The following is a 20,076-nucleotide window of genomic DNA, read 5'->3' as shown; positions in this document are numbered from 1 at the left end:
CTTAGATGATAATTAATGCTTGAACCGTATTTGTTTGTGTATAACGCAGAGGCAATTGCGGCTTAAATTCTATTTTGTGAATGCAAAGGTATATAAAAAGTCCGGTTTCAAGGGCGAAACCGGACTTTTCTTTCTTAAATCACCTTTTATGATTTAGACATTCTTTACTTTAATCAGATATTCTGCGATCTGTACTGCGTTCAGTGCTGCACCTTTCTTGATTTGGTCACCTACAATCCAGAAAGTCAATCCGTTTTCATTTGTCAGGTCTTTGCGGATGCGTCCCACATAAACCGGATCTTTCCCAGCCAGGAATAACGGCATCGGGTACTCTTTTTCCGCAGGATTATCCTGAAGCACCAGGCCGTCTCCCTTAGCGAATGCTTCGCGGGCTTCTTCGATAGAAATAGGGCGTTCGGTTTCTACCCAGATACTTTCAGAGTGAGCACGTAGTGCAGGAACACGTACGCAAGTCGCGCTGACTTTAATATCTGAATGCATGATTTTACGTGTTTCGTTATACATCTTCATCTCTTCTTTCGTATAACCGTTTTCTGTGAACACGTCGATCTGAGGTATGAGGTTGAAAGCCAATTGGTATGCAAACTTTTCTACTGTAACAGGTTCATTTGCCAATACTTGGCGATATTGCTCGTACAATTCGTCCATAGCGGCAGCACCGGCACCGCTGGCTGCCTGATAGGTAGATACGTGCACGGTTTTTATATGAGAAAGCTGTTCGATGGCTTTCAGTGCGACAACCATTTGGATTGTTGTACAGTTGGGGTTGGCAATGACACCGCGTGGACGCTCCAATGCGTCTTCGGCATTTACCTCAGGCACTACCAAAGGTACATCCGCATCCATACGGAAAGCGCTGGAGTTGTCGATCATCACAGCACCGTATTTAGTGATGGTCTTTTCGAACTCTTTGGATGTTCCTGCACCGGCAGAAGTGAAAGCAATGTCTACCCCTTTAAAGTCATCGTTGTGTTGTAAGAGTTTCACCTCGATCTGTTTACCGCGGAAAGTGTAAGTTGTTCCGGCACTACGTTTAGAACCGAACAAAACTAACTCGTCCAACGGGAAGTTTCTCTCATCGAGCACGCGCAGGAATTCCTGTCCCACGGCTCCGCTTACGCCAACAATAGCTACTTTCATCTTTTTCTTTTGTTAAATGTGAATACTGTAATTTCCTTTCTATACTGTTTAATAGGAAAGATTAGACTGCAAAATTATAACAATTTGTCATATAAACCGCATTTTTGTCGAAAAAATATTATTTGAATCTATCTACTTATGAATTGGAGGTATGCGAACTTTTTTGTTCCTTTGTAGTTGAATTCCTAAAACCACAGTCTATGAACCTGTTTGATCTCAATTTAACGTTGCCAATTTCTGATCCGACTTGGGTGTTTTTTTTGGTATTGATTATTATTCTTTTTGCTCCGATGATTCTCGGACGGCTTCATATACCTCATATTATAGGCATGATTCTGGCGGGGGTACTGATTGGAGAGCATGGCTTTCATGTGCTCGACCGTGATAGCAGTTTCGAACTGTTCGGTAAAGTCGGGCTTTATTATATCATGTTTCTCGCCGGTCTTGAGATGGATATGGAGGATTTTAAGAAGAACCGGACGAAAAGCGTTGTATTCGGCTGGCTCACCTTTCTGATTCCTATGGGGTTGGGTATATGGAGCAGTATGAGTCTGTTGGGCTATGGTTTTCTCACTGCCGTACTGTTGGCAAGTATGTACGCTTCCCATACGTTGATCGCTTATCCTATTATCAGTCGTTACGGATTGTCACGTCTGCGCAGTGTCAATATAACTATTGGCGGTACTGCTGTTACCGTTACCCTTGCTTTGATTATTCTAGCCGTTGTAGGCGGAATGTTTAAGGGAACTGTGGATGGTTGGTTTTGGGCGTTCCTGGTTGCTAAAGTCGCTTTTCTCGGATTTTTGATTGTTTTCTTCTTCCCCCGTATCGGCCGCTGGTTCTTCCGGAAGTATGACGATAGCGTGATGCAGTTTGTGTTTGTGTTGGCAATGGTCTTTCTGGGTGGTGGATTAATGGAATTTGTCGGAATGGAGGGTATCTTGGGAGCCTTTCTTGCCGGATTGGTCTTAAATCGGCTGATTCCTCACGTTTCTCCGTTGATGAACCGCTTGGAGTTTGTCGGAAATGCGTTGTTTATACCTTATTTCCTGATTGGTGTCGGAATGATTATTGATGTGAGAAGTCTGTTCACCGGTGGGGAAGCATTGAAGGTGGCAATTGTAATGACAGTGGTAGCTACTTTCAGTAAGTGGCTGGCAGCATGGGCTACGCAGAAGATTTATCGGATGCAGCCGAATGAACGGAGTATGATATTCGGTCTGAGTAATGCACAGGCAGCAGCCACATTGGCGGCGGTATTGATCGGACACGAAATCATTATGGAGAATGGAGAACGTTTGCTGAATGATGATGTGCTGAACGGTACCGTAGTGATGATTCTCTTTACTTGTGTCATCAGTTCTTTGGTGACGGAGCGTTCTGCCCGCCGTTTTGCTTTAGACGAAAATGTGCAGTCGGAAAAAGAAGGGGTGAAAAATAATAATGAACAGATATTGATTCCGGTTGCCAACCCGGATACGATTGAAGACCTCATCAATCTGGCATTGGTCATAAAGGACGTCAAACAGAAAAATGGGTTGATAGCATTGAATGTAATCAATGATAATAATAGCTCGGAAAAGAAAGAATTACAGGGAAAACGTAATCTGGAAAAAGCAGCGATGATTGCTGCGGCTGCCGACGTTCCTGTCACTATGGTCAGTCGTTATGATTTGAATATTGCTTCGGGAATTATCCATACGATAAAAGAGTATGAGGCTACGGATGTGGTGATCGGTTTGCACCGGAAAGCTAATATCGTGGATTCTTTTTTCGGGCATTTGGCGGAAAGCCTGCTGAAAGGTACGCATCGCGAGGTGATGATCGCAAAATTCCTGATGCCGGTGAATACCTTACGCCGGATAAATATTGCCGTTCCTCCAAAGGCGGAATATGAGACCGGCTTTGCAAAGTGGGTGGAGCATTTCTGCCGTATGGGAAGCATTCTAGGATGTCGTGTGCATTTCTTCTCGAATGAACGGACATTGATGAGGCTTCAGCAACTTGTGAAAAAGAAATATGTAGGTACTCCGACCGAGTTTTCTACATTAGATGAATGGGATGATCTTTTGCTATTAACGGGACAGGTTAACTATGACCATCTGTTGGTTGTTATTTCCGCCCGTCGGGGATCTATCTCTTATGATCCTTCTTTTGATCGTTTGCCGTCACAGTTGGGCAAATATTTTGCAAATAATAGTTTGATTATTTTATATCCCGACCAATTCGGTGAACCGCAAGAGATCGTGTCTTTCTCCGATCCTCGCGGGCATAATGAGTCTCAGCATTATGAGAAGGTCGGTAAATGGTTCTATAAATGGTTCAAGAAAAGCTGATGGAAAAAGACGACTGGCAACAAAGAACGGAACTTCTTTTGGGAGAAGAGAAGATGAATCGTATCCGGAACTCTCACGTATTGGTCGTGGGGCTGGGGGGAGTGGGAGCTTATGCGGCAGAAATGATTTGTCGTGCAGGGGTCGGACGAATGACGATTGTAGATGCCGATACAGTGCAGCCGACTAACCTGAACCGTCAGTTACCTGCATTGCATTCCACTTTGGGGATGTCGAAGGCGGAAGTGCTGGCTACCCGGTATAAAGATATAAACCCCGATATCGACCTGACCGTTTTACCTGTTTATCTGAAAGATGAAAATATACCGGAGCTATTGGATGTCGGCAAATATGATTTCATAGTGGACGCTATCGATACCATCAGTCCGAAGTGTTTCTTGATTTATGAGGCGATGAAACGGCGGATCAGGATTGTTTCCAGTATGGGAGCAGGGGCAAAAAGTGACATTACGCAGGTACGGTTTGCCGATCTTTGGGATACTTATCATTGCGGATTGAGCAAAGCGGTGCGGAAACGGTTACAGAAAATGGGGATGAAACGTAAACTCCCGGTTGTGTTCAGTACCGAACAGGCTGATGCAAAGGCGGTGTTGCTCACAGATGACGAACAGAACAAGAAATCGACTTGCGGAACGGTCAGTTATATGCCTGCTGTGTTTGGATGTTATCTGGCGGAATATGTCATTAAAAGATTATAAAAGCTATTATGATAAAGTTAGAAGGAATAACGAAGAGCTTCGGTTCATTACAAGTACTGAAAGGCATTGATCTTGAAATCAATAAGAGTGAGGTTGTCAGCATTGTAGGTCCTAGTGGAGCGGGTAAGACAACGCTGCTGCAAATTATGGGTACTTTGGATGAACCGGATACCGGTCTGGTACAAATCGACGGAACTGTGGTCAGCCGGATGAAGGAGAAAGAGTTGTCTGCATTCCGTAACAAGAATATTGGTTTTGTCTTCCAGTTCCACCAACTTCTTCCGGAGTTTACGGCGTTAGAGAATGTGATGATTCCTGCATTCATTGCAGGCGTGTCCTCAAGGGAGGCAAACGATCGTGCCATGAAGATTCTGGATTTTATGGGGCTGGCAGACCGTGCCTCCCATAAACCGAATGAACTGTCGGGAGGAGAGAAACAGCGGGTGGCTGTGGCGAGAGCCTTAATCAACGATCCGGCTGTAATTCTGGCGGACGAGCCTTCCGGAAGTCTGGATACTCAAAATAAAGAAGATTTACACCGCCTGTTCTTTGATTTGCGAGATCGGCTGGGTCAGACTTTCGTGATCGTTACCCATGATGAGGGACTTGCTAAAATCACTGACCGAACGGTTCATATGGTGGATGGTATGATTAAAAAAGATTAATTAAAGAACCTAACTTCTAAAAATGTATACCAAAAAGGTGGAGTATTGCAGGTATTCTATCTTTTAGTTATATATTTATAGTCGCTTCTCTACAGAAGTCTGTGAAGATGATAGTAGAGTGTTTGTTTTGTTTGTGTGTGATGCATTCTTGTCTGGTGTGATAGGAATGCATCTTTCTTTTAATTAATCATAACAGATATAGGGCTCTATCCGTTCAAGGTCGGCAGAAGTGAATTCTTCATAGAGTGATAACTGTTTCAAGCTCTTTAATCTTCCTTTCTTTTTCCGGTACTCTACAATCACTCTTGCCTGATAATAATTGATATACGGATGATGCATCATTCGTTCTACGCTTGCCTTGTTCAAATTGATACGGTGTATCTCATCGGGATTGATTGAGAACCATGGACGAAGCTTTTCTACCTTTAGATGAATCTCTTGCAATTGCTCTATTCTATAAAAAGCTCCCAGCCTCTTACGGTAATTTACAATCATCCGGGCGATACTACTCCCGACTCCCGGAATCTTTTTAAGTTCGGTTGTGTCTGCTTGGTTGAGGCTGATAACAGTACCAGACTGATACTTGAATACCGTGTCTTTTCGTACGTTTTGTATGGTGAGCAATCGTACTGTATCTTTTGGGCGGATCTTCTCTGCAATCCGGATGTAGGGAAGAAGAGTCTGATATTGTTCTTCCTCCAGCCCATATATTTTCCGGAAATCCTCCGGATGTCGGAATATCCCCTGTTTTCTTCGATAGTTCAGAATATTCTTTGCCATCCATGCCGGTAGACCGAGAGAGAGGAAAGTCATGGAATCAGCAGTGTTCGGATCGAATGCGAAAGGAGTGATTTCTTTCCTTACGGATGGCCGGGAAGTCGGATTTTTCGACTTTTTGTGAGACTCCACTTCTTCGAGAGAAGCGATGAACTCATTATATTCTTTCTGAAATTTCTCTTGTTTCAAGGTGTCTACCTCTTTCGGACGATTGAAAAGAGGGAAGAGGTTGGGGAGTAAGAGTACCCCTAAAATAAGAACGACAAGGACGATAATGCCTTGTCGTTCGGTTTTAGTGAAATAAAAAAAGTCTTTCCACATTATAGTTTGATGAATCCTAGCTCATTGATGAATATTAATGTAATAGCGATTGGTGCGATATATTTTAATATAAAGACAATCAGTCGGTATACGGGAATTTTAAGTGTACCGTTGTTGGTAATTTCCGACCATACCACTTTCTTGTCGAGATACCATCCGGTAAAGAGAGAAATGCACAGTCCGCCGAGGGGAAGCATGAGTTTGGCTGTTACAAAGTCGAATAGGTCGAACATCCCCAAGCCAAAAACAGTGAACTCTTTTGTCACTCCCAATGATAATGAACAGAATACTCCGAAGAATATGCATCCGCCGGTCACAAGTTTTGCCGCTTTCCCACGGGAGAATTTGAATTCTTCATGCAGATAGGCTGTCACCACTTCGTGTAGGGAAATAGTGGAAGTCAATGCTGCCATTGCCAGCAATGCGTAGAACATTACAGAGAATATATATGCCAATATAGGTACCCCGCTAAATGCTTGTTGGAATACGTTCGGTAGTGTAATGAAAATAAGGCTGGGACCGGATCCCGGTTGGATTCCGACGGAAAAGGCGGCCGGGAAAATGATAAATCCGGCTAGTATTGCTACGAAGGTATCGATAATACCCACGCTGAAAGCCGTTTTAGTCAGATTTGTCTCTTTACTGAAGTAGGAAGCGTATGTACAAAGGCAACCCATTCCCAGACTAAGGGAAAAGAAGGCTTGTCCCATAGCACTCAGAAATACATTGCCGTCCACTTTGCTGAAGTCCGGTTTCAAAAGAAACTCGATACCGGCACCGGCGCCCGGCAGTGAAACAGAGCAGCCTACCAATATAAGAATAATGATGAAAAGTGTGGGCATCATTATCTTGGAAGACTTTTCAATCCCTTTTTCCACCCCTTTTACAATGATGAAGTGGGTAATTAGCAAGAAGGAAACCAGCCAGACCACCGGTCGCCAGGGATTGCTGGAAAACTGTTGGAAAGAAGTGATGAACTCTTCGGGAGTTTTCCCCGCAAAACCATTTGAAGCAGCTTCAAATATATATTCAAGTGTCCATCCGGCTACTACCGAGTAATAACTGAGGATCAGAAAACCTGCCAATACACCCATACGGCCTACCCAACGCCAATGTGTATCGGGTGCTAATTTCTGATAAGCTCCTGCTGTGTTGGCTCTTGAACGACGGCCTATCAGGAATTCGGCAATCATAATGGGAAGCCCCAAAAGCAAGACACAGCCTAAGTAGATCAATATAAAGGCGGCTCCCCCATGATTTCCTGTCTCGTAAGGGAATCTCCATATATTCCCCAGCCCTACTGCCGAGCCTGCAGAGGCAAGTATAACGCCTAATTTACTACCGAAGTTCGCTCTATCATTTTTTGTCATAAATCTTGTTTTATCTTACAAATCGTTATAAAATACACGTATTAAAGTGCAAATATAGAAAATGATACTTATATTTGTGCTGAAACTGTAATTTTATTTAGATATGCTATCTTATATTAAGAAATATCCGATCTCGCTTTTTATTATCCTGACAGTGATTTACCTGTCATTCTTTAAACCGCCTAAGACAGATTTGAATGAAATACCTAACTTGGACAAATTAGTGCATATTTGTATGTATTTCGGTATGTCGGGGATGTTATGGGTGGAGTTCTTGCGTGCACATCGCAGAGATAATACTCCGATGTGGCACGCATGGTTAGGTGCATTTCTCTGTCCCATCCTCTTTAGTGGCGCGGTGGAGCTGATGCAAGAATATTGTACCACCTATCGTGGAGGAGACTGGCTGGACTTTGCAGCCAACAGTACAGGGGCTATTCTGGCCAGCCTGGTAGCCTATTATGGGTTAAGGCCGAGAATGAAAAATAGGAAATGAAGAATCTTACAAATGTTCTACCGTTGAACTAAGTTTGATTCCGTTGGAACCTTTGATGAGAATCGTATAGCCTTTGGGCTTTTGGGTTTCCAGTTCCTTGATAACTTCCTGTACGTTTGCGTAGGTCTTGAAGTTATGCTGTGTTGCTGCAAACTGTTCTCCAACAAGCCATACTTGCTCGAAGTTACTATCTTTAATGTAATCCACAATTTTCTGGTGTTCGATGTTGCTTTCGGCACCTAGTTCGCGCATATCTCCCAGTAGCAGCATTTTGTGGGGAACTGCCATATTGCGGAAGTTCTGCAGGGCAGCCATCATGCTAGTCGGATTGGCATTGTATGCATCGATAATCAACGTATTGTCTGTTGTCCGTTTGAGCTGCGAACGATTGTTTTGTGGAGTATATCCGGCTAGGGCTTCATCGATCTTTTGCGCTTCTACTCCGAAAAAATGTCCGATAGTTATGGCGGCTAAAGCATTGGGGAAATTATATTCTCCGATTAGCTGTGTCTGTATCCGGTGGATTTCGTTCCCGTTTCCCGCTTTCCATTCAAAAGTCAGATAAGGTGAATTATCGGTGATACGTCCATTGATATACAGTCCATCTTGTGTTCCGTAATAAATCCGATCTAGCTCTTCGGACATATTCATCAGATAGGGATTATCGTGGTGGATGAAGATGGTGGAATTTTCTTTCTTGCGAAGGAAATCGTATAATTCTCCTTTGGTTTTGATGACTCCTTCAAACGAGCCGAAGCCTTCCAGATGGGCTTTGCCCACATTCGTTATGATGCCGTAATCAGGTTCTGCTATTTCGCAGAGAAACTTGATTTCTCCCGGATGATTGGCTCCCATCTCAATCACAGCGAGGTCGTGCTCCGGTTTTAGACGGAGCAGAGTAGTCGGCACGCCGATATGATTGTTCAGATTTCCTAGCGTATAGAGTACGTTATGTGCTTGGCTAAGTACGGTAGATATCAATTCCTTTGTAGTCGTTTTTCCGTTTGTTCCGGTGATACCGATTACTTTGGTACCGAGTTGGCGACGATGGTAGTTGGCAAGTTGCTGCATTGTTTGCAGGCAATTGTCCACGAGTATATAGCGTTGGTCGCCTTCTACGGCATATTCGCCTTCATCAATAATTGCATACGCGCATCCGGAGTCCAATGCAAACTTGGCAAATGCATTACCGTTGAACGACTCACCTTTCAAGGCGATAAACAAAGAACCGTCCGGGCAGTTCCGGCTATCAGTAGTTACTGATTGGCATTCCAGGAAAATCTGGTAAAGAGCAGAAAGTTTCATAACCTGATCTTTTATTTAAAAACGCTGCAAAGATAGGTTATTCTTTCGGATTATTTCTCTACATTTGCAACAATCTAAAAGGAATACGATCAATGATAAAGCCAATGTCTCCTATTTATATAAATGTAAAAGGGCGGTTGCTTGACCTCGCTACTCCGCAAGTAATGGGGATTCTGAATGTAACTCCCGATTCTTTTTATTCCGGTAGCCGGATGCAGACTGAAGAAGAAATAGCCGCCCGTGCCCGGCAGATTCTGGATGAGGGCGCTTCTATTATTGATATAGGCGCTTATTCTTCGCGTCCGAATGCCGAACATATCTCTGCCGAAGAAGAGATGCGCCGACTTCGTACCGGGTTGGAAATCCTGAACCGGAATCATCCGGAGGCTATCATTTCCGTAGATACATTTCGGGCGGAGGTGGCAGAACGCTGTGTGAAGGAATACGGAGTTGCTATTATCAATGATATAGCAGCCGGTGAGATGGATGACAGGATGTTTGCAACAGTAGCCGAATTGGGAGTACCTTATATTATGATGCATATGCAGGGAACTCCGCAAAGTATGCAGAAAGAACCTCATTATGAGAATCTGATAAAGGAAGTTTTCTTGTATTTTGCCCGTAAAGTGCAGCAACTTCGTGATTTGGGAGTGAAGGATATCATCCTCGATCCGGGATTCGGGTTCGGTAAGACACTGGAGCATAATTATGAACTGATGGCGCATCTGGAAGAGTTCCACATCTTTGAACTTCCGGTACTAGTGGGAGTTTCCCGCAAATCTATGATTTACAAACTGTTGGGAGGCACTCCGCAAGACTCATTGAACGGGACAACCATATTGGATACTGTGGCGTTAATGAAAGGAGCGCATATTTTGCGTGTACATGATGTGCGTGAAGCTGTGGAAACAGTTCGGATCGTTGAAAAAATAAAAAAGGAGAGCCATGTTTTTTGATATTGGAATAAAAGATTTTATAGATGTCCTACTGGTCGCATTTCTGTTGTATTACACATACAAACTGATGAAAGCTTCCGGTTCCATTAAGGTTTTTACCGGTATTCTTGTTTTTATCTTGATTTGGCTGGTGGTGACCCAGGTGTTGGAAATGAAACTGCTTGGCTCTATCTTTGACACATTGATGAGTGTCGGTGTGATAGCTTTGATTGTTCTTTTTCAGGATGAGATACGTCGCTTCTTGTTGACTTTAGGCTCTCATCGCCATGTCAGTGCATTGTCACGGTTGTTTAACGGTTCGAAGAAGGAATCGTTGAAGCATGATGATATTATGCCTGTTGTAATGGCTTGTCTGAGTATGGGCAAACAAAAAGTCGGCGCATTGATTGTGATTGAGCATAATACTCCTTTAGATGAGATAGTCCGTACAGGGGAGGTGATTGATGCGGCAATCAACCAACGGCTGATTGAAAATATCTTCTTCAAGAATAGTCCCTTGCATGACGGGGCGATGGTTATCAGTAAAAAGCGTATTGAAGCGGCGGGATGTATTCTGCCGGTTTCCCATGATTTGAATATTCCGAAAGAGCTTGGTTTGCGTCACCGTGCGGCTATGGGAATCTCCCAGCAATCGGATGCCCATGCTATCATTGTTTCCGAAGAGACCGGAGCTATCTCCGTAGCTTATCGCGGACAGTTCTATCTTCGCTTGAATGCGGAGGAACTGGAAAGTCTGTTGACGAAAGAAAATTGAATTTGATTGCTAGTAGGCTGCTAGTAGGCTGTTTTTGCTTTATTTCCACCCCTTTTTGAATGATAATTATGCCTTTTCTTTTAGGTGAATCGCCTACCTTTGCCGTATACTATTAAAATTCTATTTTTGAATAAACCATGAAAAACAGATTAATTGCTTTACTGGTACTTTTTACAGTTACTTTTTTCGTTAGTAGTGCACAGGCACAAACCACTGCCCGTAAGTTTGAGGCAGGCAAGAACACTTTTCTGCTGGACGGAAAACCATTTGTGGTGAAGGCTGCCGAGTTGCATTATACCCGTATCCCGCAAGCTTATTGGGAACACCGTATAGAGATGTGCAAAGCGTTGGGAATGAATACGATTTGTATTTATATTTTCTGGAATATCCATGAACAGGAAGAAGGTAAATTCGACTTTACCGGACAGAATGACATTGCTGCTTTCTGTCGTGCGGCACAGAAACATGGTATGTATGTCATTGTCCGTCCCGGTCCGTATGTCTGTGCGGAATGGGAGATGGGAGGACTTCCCTGGTGGTTGCTGAAGAAGAAGGATATAGCTTTGCGTACACTCGATCCTTATTATATGGAACGGGTCGGTATCTTTATGAAAGAAGTGGGCAAGCAACTGGCTCCGTTGCAGGTAAATAAAGGTGGAAATATCATAATGGTTCAGGTAGAGAATGAATATGGTTCTTATGGAATCAACAAACCATACGTATCTGCCGTCCGTGATTTAGTGCGTGAGTCTGGCTTTACCGATGTGCCTTTGTTCCAATGTGACTGGAGCAGTAACTTCACAAATAATGCACTCGACGATTTGATCTGGACTGTGAATTTCGGTACGGGAGCCAATATCGACCAGCAATTTAAGAAATTGAAAGAGCTTCGCCCCGAAACTCCGTTGATGTGTAGTGAATTCTGGAGCGGATGGTTCGACCATTGGGGACGGAAACATGAGACACGTCCTGCGAAAGATATGGTGCAGGGCATTAAGGATATGCTCGACCGAAACATCTCTTTCAGTCTGTATATGACTCACGGAGGAACGACATTCGGACATTGGGGAGGTGCGAATAACCCGGCTTATTCCGCCATGTGCAGCTCATACGATTATGATGCTCCTATCAGTGAGGCGGGATGGACTACCGAGAAGTATTTCTTGCTTCGTGATTTATTGAAAAACTATCTTCCTGCAGGGGCTGCATTGCCGGAAGTTCCTGCCGCTCTGCCCGTAATGGAGATTCCTGAGTTCCATTTTACGAAAGTGGCTCCGCTCTTCTCTAATTTGCCGGAAGCGAAACACTCAACGGATATCCAGCCGATGGAACGGTTTAATCAGGGATGGGGAACGATTCTGTATCGTACGACCTTGCCGGAGGCTGTTGCTGTCGGTACGGTCCTCAAGATTACAGAGGTACATGATTGGGCGCAGGTTTATGCCGATGGCAAGCTGTTGGCGCGTCTGGATCGTCGTAAGGGAGAGTTCACAACAACGCTGCCTGTATTAAAGAAAGGTACGCAACTGGATATTCTCATAGAAGCGATGGGGCGTGTCAACTTTGATAAATCCATTCACGACCGTAAAGGAATCACAGAAAAGGTGGAACTTATTTCAGGAAATCAGACAAAGAAATTAAAAAACTGGACAGTGTATAACTTCCCGGTAGATTATTCCTTTATTAAAGATAAGAAATATAATGAAACCAAACAGTTGCCGACTATGCCAGCCTATTATAAAGGTACTTTTAAACTGGACAAAGTTGGAGATACTTTCCTGGATATGAGTACATGGGGTAAAGGTATGGTTTGGGTGAACGGTCATGCGATGGGACGTTTTTGGGAAATCGGTCCGCAACAAACACTCTTTATGCCGGGTTGCTGGCTGAAAAAAGGAGAGAATGAGATTCTCGTTCTTGATTTGAAAGGTCCTGCCAAAGCTTCTATCAAGGGTTTGAAGAAGCCAATTCTCGATGTGCTTCGTGAAAAAGCACCCGAAACACACCGCAAGGATGGCGAGAAGCTGAAACTGACAGGTGAGAAAACAGTATACGAAGGAGCTTTCACTCCTGGTAACGGCTGGCAGGAAGTACGATTTGATACTCCGGTGAAAGGACGCTATTTCTGTCTGGAAGCGCTTTCTCCGCAAGCGAATGATAATATCGCAGCGGTGGCGGAGTTTGATGTATTGGGGGCCGACGGTAAACCTGTGTCCCGCGAGCACTGGAAGATCCGTTATGCCGACAGTGAGGAAACACGTAGCGGTAACCGTACGGCTGACAAGATATTCGACCTGCAGGAGTCGACTTTCTGGATGACAGTAGACAATGTTGCCTATCCTCACCATTTAGTGATCGACTTGAGTAAAGTGGAAACGGTAACCGGTTTCCGCTATCTGCCCCGTGCCGAAAAGAATTATCCGGGTATGATTCGTGAATATCGTATATATGTAAGACCTGTGGATTTCAACTATTAGAGAATATCAAATGAATATGAAGAAATATATCACCCTCTTGGCACTCCTTTTCATAGGAGTGCTGACTGGCTACTGCCAGCAATCCGCTTATCTGTTTGTTTATTTTACAGGCAATCGCATGAGTGAAGAAGCCGTCCGGATGGCTGTCAGCCTTGACGGATACAATTATAAAGCCTTGAACGGGAATCAACCGGTACTTGATTCCCGTGTGATTAGTTCAACAGGTGGAGTACGTGATCCTCACATCCTCCGTTCTGAAGATGGAAAGACTTTCTATATGGTCGTTACCGATATGGTATGTGGAAACGGATGGGATTCTAACCGTGCCATGGTGTTGCTGAAATCGAAGGACTTGGTTCACTGGACTTCTAATGTTGTAAACATCCAAAAGAAGTATCCCAATCAGGAGAATCTGAAACGGGTATGGGCGCCGCAGACGGTTTATGATAAAGAAGCCGGGAAATATATGATATATTGGTCAATGAAACATGGCAACGGTGCGGATATCATTTATTATGCGTATGCCAACAAGGATTTTACGGATATAGAAGGTGAACCGAAACCTCTGTTTCTACCGGCAAACGGAAAGTCATGTATCGACGGGGATATTATTTATAAAAACGGACTTTACCATCTGTTCTATAAAACGGAAGGCAATGGAAATGGAATCAAAAAGGCGACCACTCCTTCTTTGACTTCCGGACAGTGGAAAGAATCGGATGGTTATAAGCAACAGACCAAAGAAGCCGTAGAAGGTTCGGGCATTTTCCCTTTAATAGGGACGGACAAATATATCCTTATGTACGATGTATATATGAAAGGTAAATACCAGTTTACGGAAAGTACCGACCTCGAAAACTTTAAAGTAATAGACCATGCTGTGAGTATGGACTTTCATCCGCGTCACGGTACTGTGATACCCATTACCGGAAAAGAACTGAAACGCTTGTTCAAAGCGTATGGTAAGCCGGTAGGTCTTTAAGCTTCGGTAGGTTGATAATCTTAATGAAATGTATATACCATGAGAAAATTATTCCTGTTTTTAGCTGTTCTGTTTGTGACGTTTCAGCAAGTCACTTTGGCTGCAATCAGAGAAGTGGCGAGTACCCCCGATTCTGTTTATCTCTTTTCCTTTGCCACTTCCGGTGATGACGGACGTAGCGGACTACGTTTTGCGTGGAGTATGGATCAAGAGAATTGGTTTGAGGTCGGTCGTAATTACGGCTATCTTCGTTGTGATTATAGCCGTTGGGGATCGCAGAAGAAAATGCTTGACCCTTGTTTGAAACAATCGTCCGAAGGCGAATGGATTTGTACATGGAAACTGAATGACCGTGACGGATATGGGCAAGCTACCTCTAAAGACTTGATTTACTGGACCAGCCAGAAATATCCCCGTACCACTCCGGATTTTGAAGGAATGAGAGTAAAAGCGATGGTTGCGGGAGAAGAGCAGAAAGGAAGTATCAACCGGGTAACTTGGGAGTTGGTAGAGGGGCTGAGCAAGCACTATGACTGGAATCAATATCGGAATTCATTATATGGAGAACGTCCGGTGCAGGATGGTGAACGTTTTGCCGGCTTGAAACCCGTGCAGGCAACGGTCACTGTGCAACCGGAACGTGCAAAAGAGATCAGTGAACTATTGTTGGGGGCTTTCTTTGAGGATATTAACTATTCGGCAGATGGCGGTCTTTATGCGGAACTGATTCAGAATCGTGATTTTGAATATGATCCTTCAGACAGGGAAGGGGATAAGAACTGGAACAATACTCACTCGTGGGCGCTGAAAGGAGAAAAAGCGGGCTTTACTATTGATACAGAAGATCCTATCCATCCCAATAATCCGCATTATGCTGTGTTGGATGTGGAGCAACCGGGCGCGGCTTTAGTCAATGCCGGATTTGACGGTATCGCGTTGAATATTGGTGAAAAGTATGATTTTTCCATGTTCGCCCGTGTGCCGCAAGGTAAATCCAATAAATTGAAGATTCGTTTGGTAGATGGAGAAGGGAAGGTATGTGGAGAAGCTTCTCTGTCTGTGTCTTCCCGTCAATGGAAAACATATAAAACGGTGATTACTGCAAAAGTGACTGCGGATACGCACCTTGAGATTATCCCTCAATTGGCAGGAGAACTGAATCTGGATATGGTTTCCCTGTTTCCACAAGATACCTTCAAAGGACGTAAGAACGGTCTCCGCAAGGATTTGGCTCAGACGATAGCGGATATTCATCCCCGTTTCATCCGTTTCCCGGGTGGTTGTGTGGCTCATGGCGATGGTTTGAAGAATATTTATCAGTGGAAAAATACGGTAGGCCCGTTGGAAGCAAGAAAGGCGCAACGTAACCTTTGGGGATATCACCAGAGTATGGGATTGGGATACTTTGAGTATTTTCAGTTCTGCGAAGATATTGGTGCGGAACCGCTTCCGGTATTGGCTGCCGGTGTCCCTTGCCAGAATTCTGCCTGTCACGGCAACTTGGGAGGAGGGCAGCAAGGCGGCATTCCGATGAGCGAAATGGGAGCTTACATTCAGGATATTCTTGATCTGATAGAATGGGCAAACGGTGATGCGAAGAAGACAAAGTGGGGAAAGGTGCGCGCTGAAGCAGGCCATCCGAAACCTTTCAATCTGAAATATATCGGCATCGGCAACGAGGACCTTATCACCGATATCTTCAAAGAACGCTTCACGATGATATTCAATGCCATCAAAGAAAAATATCCGGAAATGATAGTTGTAGGTACGGTAGGACCGTTCAATGAGGGCACGGATTATGTGGAAGGATGGAAGCTGGCGGACAAACTAGGTGTTCCGATGGTGGACGAACATTATTATCAGTCTCCGGGATGGTTCCTGCATAATCAAGACTTTTACGACAAGTATGACCGCAGCAAGAAAACAAAAGTATATCTCGGAGAATATGCCACTCACATACCGGGACGGAAAGCAAATATTGAAACAGCTTTGACGGAAGCTCTTTATCTGGCCTCTTTGGAACGGAATGGGGATGTAGTACACATGACTTCCTATGCTCCTCTTCTCGCCAAAGAAAGACATACCCAATGGAATCCGGATTTGATTTACTTCAATAATCGGGAAGTGAAGCCTACTACCGGTTATTATGTTCAGAAGCTTTACGGGCAGAATGCCGGGAGCGAATATTTGCCGTCTAAAATTGTTTTAGACAATAAAGACGATAAGGTGAGGAAGCGTTTTGCTTCTTCCATTGTTCGTGATTCGGCAAGCGGGGACGTGATTGTGAAACTGGTGAATCTGCTTCCGGCGGAGGTAAATACGAATGTGGATCTCTCCGGAATCGGTGCGGTACAACCTTCTGCGAAGAGAACCGTATTGACCGGTAAGCCGACGGATACTCCGTTACCTGTTGAAGACAGAATACAAATTGCAGAGAAGTTTGATTGTAATCTGCCCGCCTATTCTTTTACGGTGATCCGGATACAGAAGGCGAATTAGTGGAAAGTAAACTGACATATCCCTAATACCATAGTAATGATTATGAAGAAACTGATAGGAACAGTATTGGCAAGTTTCTGCCTGACCTCTCTGGTGGCGCAAGATATAGTGATGGACGGACCGGATGGGAAATTACAATTAGCGGTATTTGCTTCTTCGGAGGCGAAGCCTGCTTATTCTATTGTTTATAATGGAAAGACAATGCTGGAGAAATCTCCTTTGGGAATGACCACCAATATTGGTGACTTTACAAAGGGGATGAAACTGACAGGACATTCCGTCACTCCGATTGATACCGTTTATAATCAGAACCGTATCAAGACATCACAAATACACTATCAGGCGAACGAGCTGATTTGTAATTTTGAGAATCCCAAAGGACAGAAAATGAATGTAACCTTCCGTATTGGCAACAATGACGTAGCGTTTCGATATAGTTTGCCTCGCCAGAATGGAAAAGGAAGTGTGACGGTGACTGCCGAAGAAACCGGTTTCCGTTTTCCACAGCAGACTACTACCTTCTTATGTCCGCAAAGCGATGCCATGATAGGTTGGAAACGAACAAAACCCAGTTACGAGGAAGAATATAAAGCGGATGCGCCTATGAGTGAGCGTTCGCAATACGGACATGGCTACACATTCCCTTGCTTGTTCCGTATCGGAACTGATGGTTGGGCATTAATCAGTGAGACGGGAGTAGACAGCCGTTATTGCGGTTCACATTTGAGTGACGTGACTGAAGGTAGTCTATATACAATAGCTTTTCCGATGGCGGAAGAAAATAACGGTAACGGAACTTCTGCTCCGGCGTTTGCCCTTCCCGGTGCCACTCCTTGGCGTACCATAACTGTTGGCGAGACCTTGAAACCGATTGTGGAAACGACTGTCACTTGGGATGTGGTACATCCTCTTTATGAAACGAAGCATGATTATCGTTTCGGACGCGGCACATGGAGCTGGATTCTCTGGCAGGATGACAGTATCAACTACAACGATCAGGTCCGCTATATAGATTTTGCTTCCGCAATGGGTTATGAATATGTATTGATTGACAATTGGTGGGATACAAGAATCGGTCGTGACCGCATGAAATCTCTAGTGGAATATGCACGGAGCAAAGGAGTGGAACTCTTCTTGTGGTATAGCTCTTCCGGCTATTGGAATGATATTGAGCAGGGACCGGTGAATCGCATGGACAATACCATTATCCGCAAACGTGAAATGAAATGGTTGCAGAGTCTTGGAGTGAAAGGAATCAAAGTAGATTTCTTTGGTGGAGATAAACAGGAGACGATGCGTCTTTATGAAGATATCTTGAGCGATGCTGACGATCACGGTCTGATGGTAATCTTCCACGGCTGTACCATCCCTCGCGGATGGGAACGTATGTACCCCAACTATGTAGGCAGCGAGGCTGTGCTCGCATCCGAGAATATGGTTTTCAACCAACACTTCTGTGATGAGGAAGCTTTCAATACTTGCCTGCATCCGTTTATCCGCAATACGGTAGGTTGCATGGAATTCGGCGGTTGTTTTCTGAACAAACGGCTGAACCGCAACAATGACGGAGGAACTATCCGCCGTACTACTGATATATTTCAATTAGCCACTACGGTACTGTTCCAGAATCCGGTACAGAACTTTGCGCTTGCCCCTAACAACTTGAAAGATGTTTCTCCTGTTTGTATGGACTATATGAAAGCGGTTCCTACCACATGGGATGAGACACGTTTCATTGACGGGTATCCGGGAAAATATGTAGTCTTGGCGCGTCGCCACGGTGACACCTGGTATCTGGCGGCTGTGAATGCCGGAAAAGAAATCGTAAAGTTGAAACTGGATTTAGATATGTTTGCCGGAAAAACCGTCTCTCTGTATAAGGACGATAAAAAAGGAGAACCTCAACTTGTACCGTTGAAAGTAAAAGAGAATGGTAAAGTGCAGCTGGAAATCCTTCCACAGGGAGGTGTTGTATTGGTGAATTGAATCGTTACGGGATCATAAGGGAAATGATTCTCCGGCAAAAGTTTGGTAGAATCAATATTTATAGCGTAATTTGTGTAGCACAAAAAGTGCTACAACAATTACGCTATAAATAATTGCTTGAATATGAATGACGTAAATAATCCTTTTTTGATTTATGCCTATGCTGGTCCTAAGTATTTCTGTGATCGGATAGAAGAGACGGAACATTTGATTTCCGCTTTACGGAATGGAAGGAATGTGACCTTAATGAGTCCTCGCCGTATGGGTAAGACCGGATTAATACAGAACGTTTTTCATCAGATACGACGGGATTATCCGGAGGCAGTCTGTTTTTACATGGATATTTTTTCTACGACATGTCTGGATGACTTTATCATTCAGTTCGGGCAGACTGTGATTGGTAAATTAGATAATTTATCGCAGAAGACGTTGGCGGCAATCAGTGGCTTTTTTAAAAGTTGTCGTTTAGTATTTTCCCCCGATGTCTTAACGGGAGTGTCGCAAGCGACTCTTGATTTTCAACCTTCCCAGGCACAAGCGACATTAAAGGAGATTTTTGATTACCTGGAACATTCGGGAAAGGAATGTTATATCGCTATTGATGAGTTTCAGCAGATCACTGAATATCCGGAAAAAGGGGCAGAAGGCTTGTTGCGCTCTTACATTCAATTTTTACCTCATGTACATTTTATTTTTTCAGGAAGTAAACAACATCTGATGGCAGAAATGTTCGGTTCAGCGAAACGTCCTTTTTACCGGAGTACGGAAAAGATGAATCTGACATCCATCCCTTTAGAGCATTATTCTCTTTTTGCCATACGTTGGATGCAGGCCGGAGGAAAAGATTTGAGTGATGAACTTTTTCAGATGATTTATCAACGTTTTAATGGGCATACATGGTATATACAGTATGTGCTGAACCGACTTTATGAACAAAAGGAGCCCGTCTTGAATGAAACTATCTTTGAGAAATGTTTGGCGGATATAGTTCGTTCTGAGGTGGATGAATACCAGCGTTTATATGGTATGCTGACCGAGAACCAGTCTACTTTGTTGCGTGCTATCGCTCGGGAACGATTTGTAGCAGCTATTAATAGCTCTATATTTATTAAGAAGTATGGATTGAAGGGTTCGAGTAGTATTAATGCGGCTCTTAAGTTTCTGGTTAATAAAGAATATGTGTTTAAGGCAGAAGAGGGATATTGTGTATACGACCGTTTTATGGAGTTGTGGTTACAGACATTACCTTACGCCGGTATACTAAAATAATCATTT

15 protein-coding genes are annotated in these 20,076 nt (G+C 44.0%); 11 read left to right on the top strand and 4 right to left on the bottom strand.

Annotation, left to right across the window (positions count from 1 at the left end; genetic code table 11):
- Positions 1 to 153: 153 nt before the first annotated feature.
- Positions 154 to 1,161 (bottom strand): aspartate-semialdehyde dehydrogenase, encoded by a 1,008-nt coding sequence (locus GD630_RS02215; RefSeq protein WP_143867472.1) that lies wholly within the window; start codon positions 1,159 to 1,161, stop codon positions 154 to 156.
- A 200-nt stretch (positions 1,162 to 1,361) separates the two neighbouring features.
- On the opposite strand from GD630_RS02215, the gene GD630_RS02210 reads away from it, so the two are divergent.
- From GD630_RS02210 to GD630_RS02200, 3 genes are read left to right on the top strand one after another with little or no spacing between them, the layout of a single operon-like run.
- Complete coding sequence (locus tag GD630_RS02210; RefSeq protein ID WP_143867474.1) at positions 1,362 to 3,497, top strand: cation:proton antiporter domain-containing protein; 2,136 nt, start codon at positions 1,362 to 1,364, stop codon at positions 3,495 to 3,497.
- Positions 3,479 to 4,213 carry a tRNA threonylcarbamoyladenosine dehydratase gene (locus GD630_RS02205; RefSeq protein ID WP_143867476.1) on the top strand — a complete coding sequence of 245 codons (735 nt, stop codon included), beginning with the start codon at positions 3,479 to 3,481 and terminating at the stop codon, positions 4,211 to 4,213. Before GD630_RS02210 ends, GD630_RS02205 begins: the two co-directional genes overlap by 19 nt.
- A gap of 8 nt (positions 4,214 to 4,221) precedes the next feature.
- On the top strand, positions 4,222 to 4,878 hold the full coding sequence (locus GD630_RS02200; protein WP_143867478.1) for an ABC transporter ATP-binding protein: 657 nt from the start codon (positions 4,222 to 4,224) through the stop codon (positions 4,876 to 4,878).
- Positions 4,879 to 5,061: 183 nt separating this feature from the next.
- On the opposite strand, the gene GD630_RS02195 is transcribed toward GD630_RS02200, so the two are convergent.
- Together GD630_RS02195 and GD630_RS02190 are read right to left on the bottom strand one after the other, a co-directional pair.
- The gene (locus tag GD630_RS02195) at positions 5,062 to 5,976 is read right to left on the bottom strand and encodes a ComEA family DNA-binding protein (protein ID WP_143867480.1); all 915 of its coding nucleotides are present in this window, start codon (positions 5,974 to 5,976) and stop codon (positions 5,062 to 5,064) included.
- Complete coding sequence (locus GD630_RS02190) at positions 5,976 to 7,346, bottom strand: sodium-dependent transporter (RefSeq protein ID WP_143867482.1); 1,371 nt, start codon at positions 7,344 to 7,346, stop codon at positions 5,976 to 5,978. Before GD630_RS02190 ends, GD630_RS02195 begins: the two co-directional genes overlap by 1 nt.
- 103 nt (positions 7,347 to 7,449) lie before the next feature.
- Here GD630_RS02190 and GD630_RS02185 point away from each other — a divergent pair, with 103 nt between their 5' ends.
- Complete coding sequence (locus tag GD630_RS02185) at positions 7,450 to 7,842, top strand: VanZ family protein (protein ID WP_143867484.1); 393 nt, start codon at positions 7,450 to 7,452, stop codon at positions 7,840 to 7,842.
- Positions 7,843 to 7,848: 6 nt separating this feature from the next.
- Here the strand turns inward: GD630_RS02185 and GD630_RS02180 are convergent, their stop codons facing one another.
- Positions 7,849 to 9,147 (bottom strand): UDP-N-acetylmuramoyl-tripeptide--D-alanyl-D-alanine ligase, encoded by a 1,299-nt coding sequence (locus GD630_RS02180; protein ID WP_143867486.1) that lies wholly within the window; start codon positions 9,145 to 9,147, stop codon positions 7,849 to 7,851.
- A 92-nt stretch (positions 9,148 to 9,239) separates the two neighbouring features.
- Between GD630_RS02180 and folP the strand changes: the two genes are divergently transcribed.
- The 7 genes from folP to GD630_RS02145 all read left to right on the top strand — a co-directional run bounded on the left by folP (position 9,240) and on the right by GD630_RS02145 (position 20,070).
- Complete coding sequence (gene folP / locus GD630_RS02175) at positions 9,240 to 10,103, top strand: dihydropteroate synthase (RefSeq protein WP_143867487.1); 864 nt, start codon at positions 9,240 to 9,242, stop codon at positions 10,101 to 10,103.
- Complete coding sequence (cdaA, locus tag GD630_RS02170; protein WP_007755507.1) at positions 10,093 to 10,857, top strand: diadenylate cyclase CdaA; 765 nt, start codon at positions 10,093 to 10,095, stop codon at positions 10,855 to 10,857. The genes folP and cdaA overlap by 11 nt, the downstream gene beginning before the upstream one ends.
- A gap of 137 nt (positions 10,858 to 10,994) precedes the next feature.
- A complete protein-coding gene (locus GD630_RS02165; protein WP_143867489.1) occupies positions 10,995 to 13,334 on the top strand; it encodes a beta-galactosidase in 2,340 nt (779 codons plus the stop codon).
- Positions 13,335 to 13,344: 10 nt separating this feature from the next.
- Entirely contained in the window at positions 13,345 to 14,316 is a 972-nt protein-coding gene (locus GD630_RS02160) for a glycoside hydrolase family 43 protein (RefSeq protein ID WP_143867491.1), read from the top strand.
- 39 nt (positions 14,317 to 14,355) lie between these two features.
- A complete protein-coding gene (locus GD630_RS02155) occupies positions 14,356 to 16,815 on the top strand; it encodes an alpha-L-arabinofuranosidase C-terminal domain-containing protein (protein ID WP_143867493.1) in 2,460 nt (819 codons plus the stop codon).
- Between the two features lie 42 nt (positions 16,816 to 16,857).
- The gene (locus GD630_RS02150; RefSeq protein ID WP_143867496.1) at positions 16,858 to 18,801 is read left to right on the top strand and encodes a glycoside hydrolase family 97 protein; all 1,944 of its coding nucleotides are present in this window, start codon (positions 16,858 to 16,860) and stop codon (positions 18,799 to 18,801) included.
- A gap of 123 nt (positions 18,802 to 18,924) precedes the next feature.
- On the top strand, positions 18,925 to 20,070 hold the full coding sequence (locus GD630_RS02145) for an AAA family ATPase (RefSeq protein WP_143867498.1): 1,146 nt from the start codon (positions 18,925 to 18,927) through the stop codon (positions 20,068 to 20,070).
- Positions 20,071 to 20,076 lie beyond the last annotated feature (6 nt).

Origin of the sequence: Bacteroides zhangwenhongii, from assembly GCF_009193325.2 — a bacterium.
GTDB classification, from domain to species: domain Bacteria; phylum Bacteroidota; class Bacteroidia; order Bacteroidales; family Bacteroidaceae; genus Bacteroides; species Bacteroides zhangwenhongii.
This window is presented reverse-complemented; position numbering and strand designations above follow the sequence as displayed.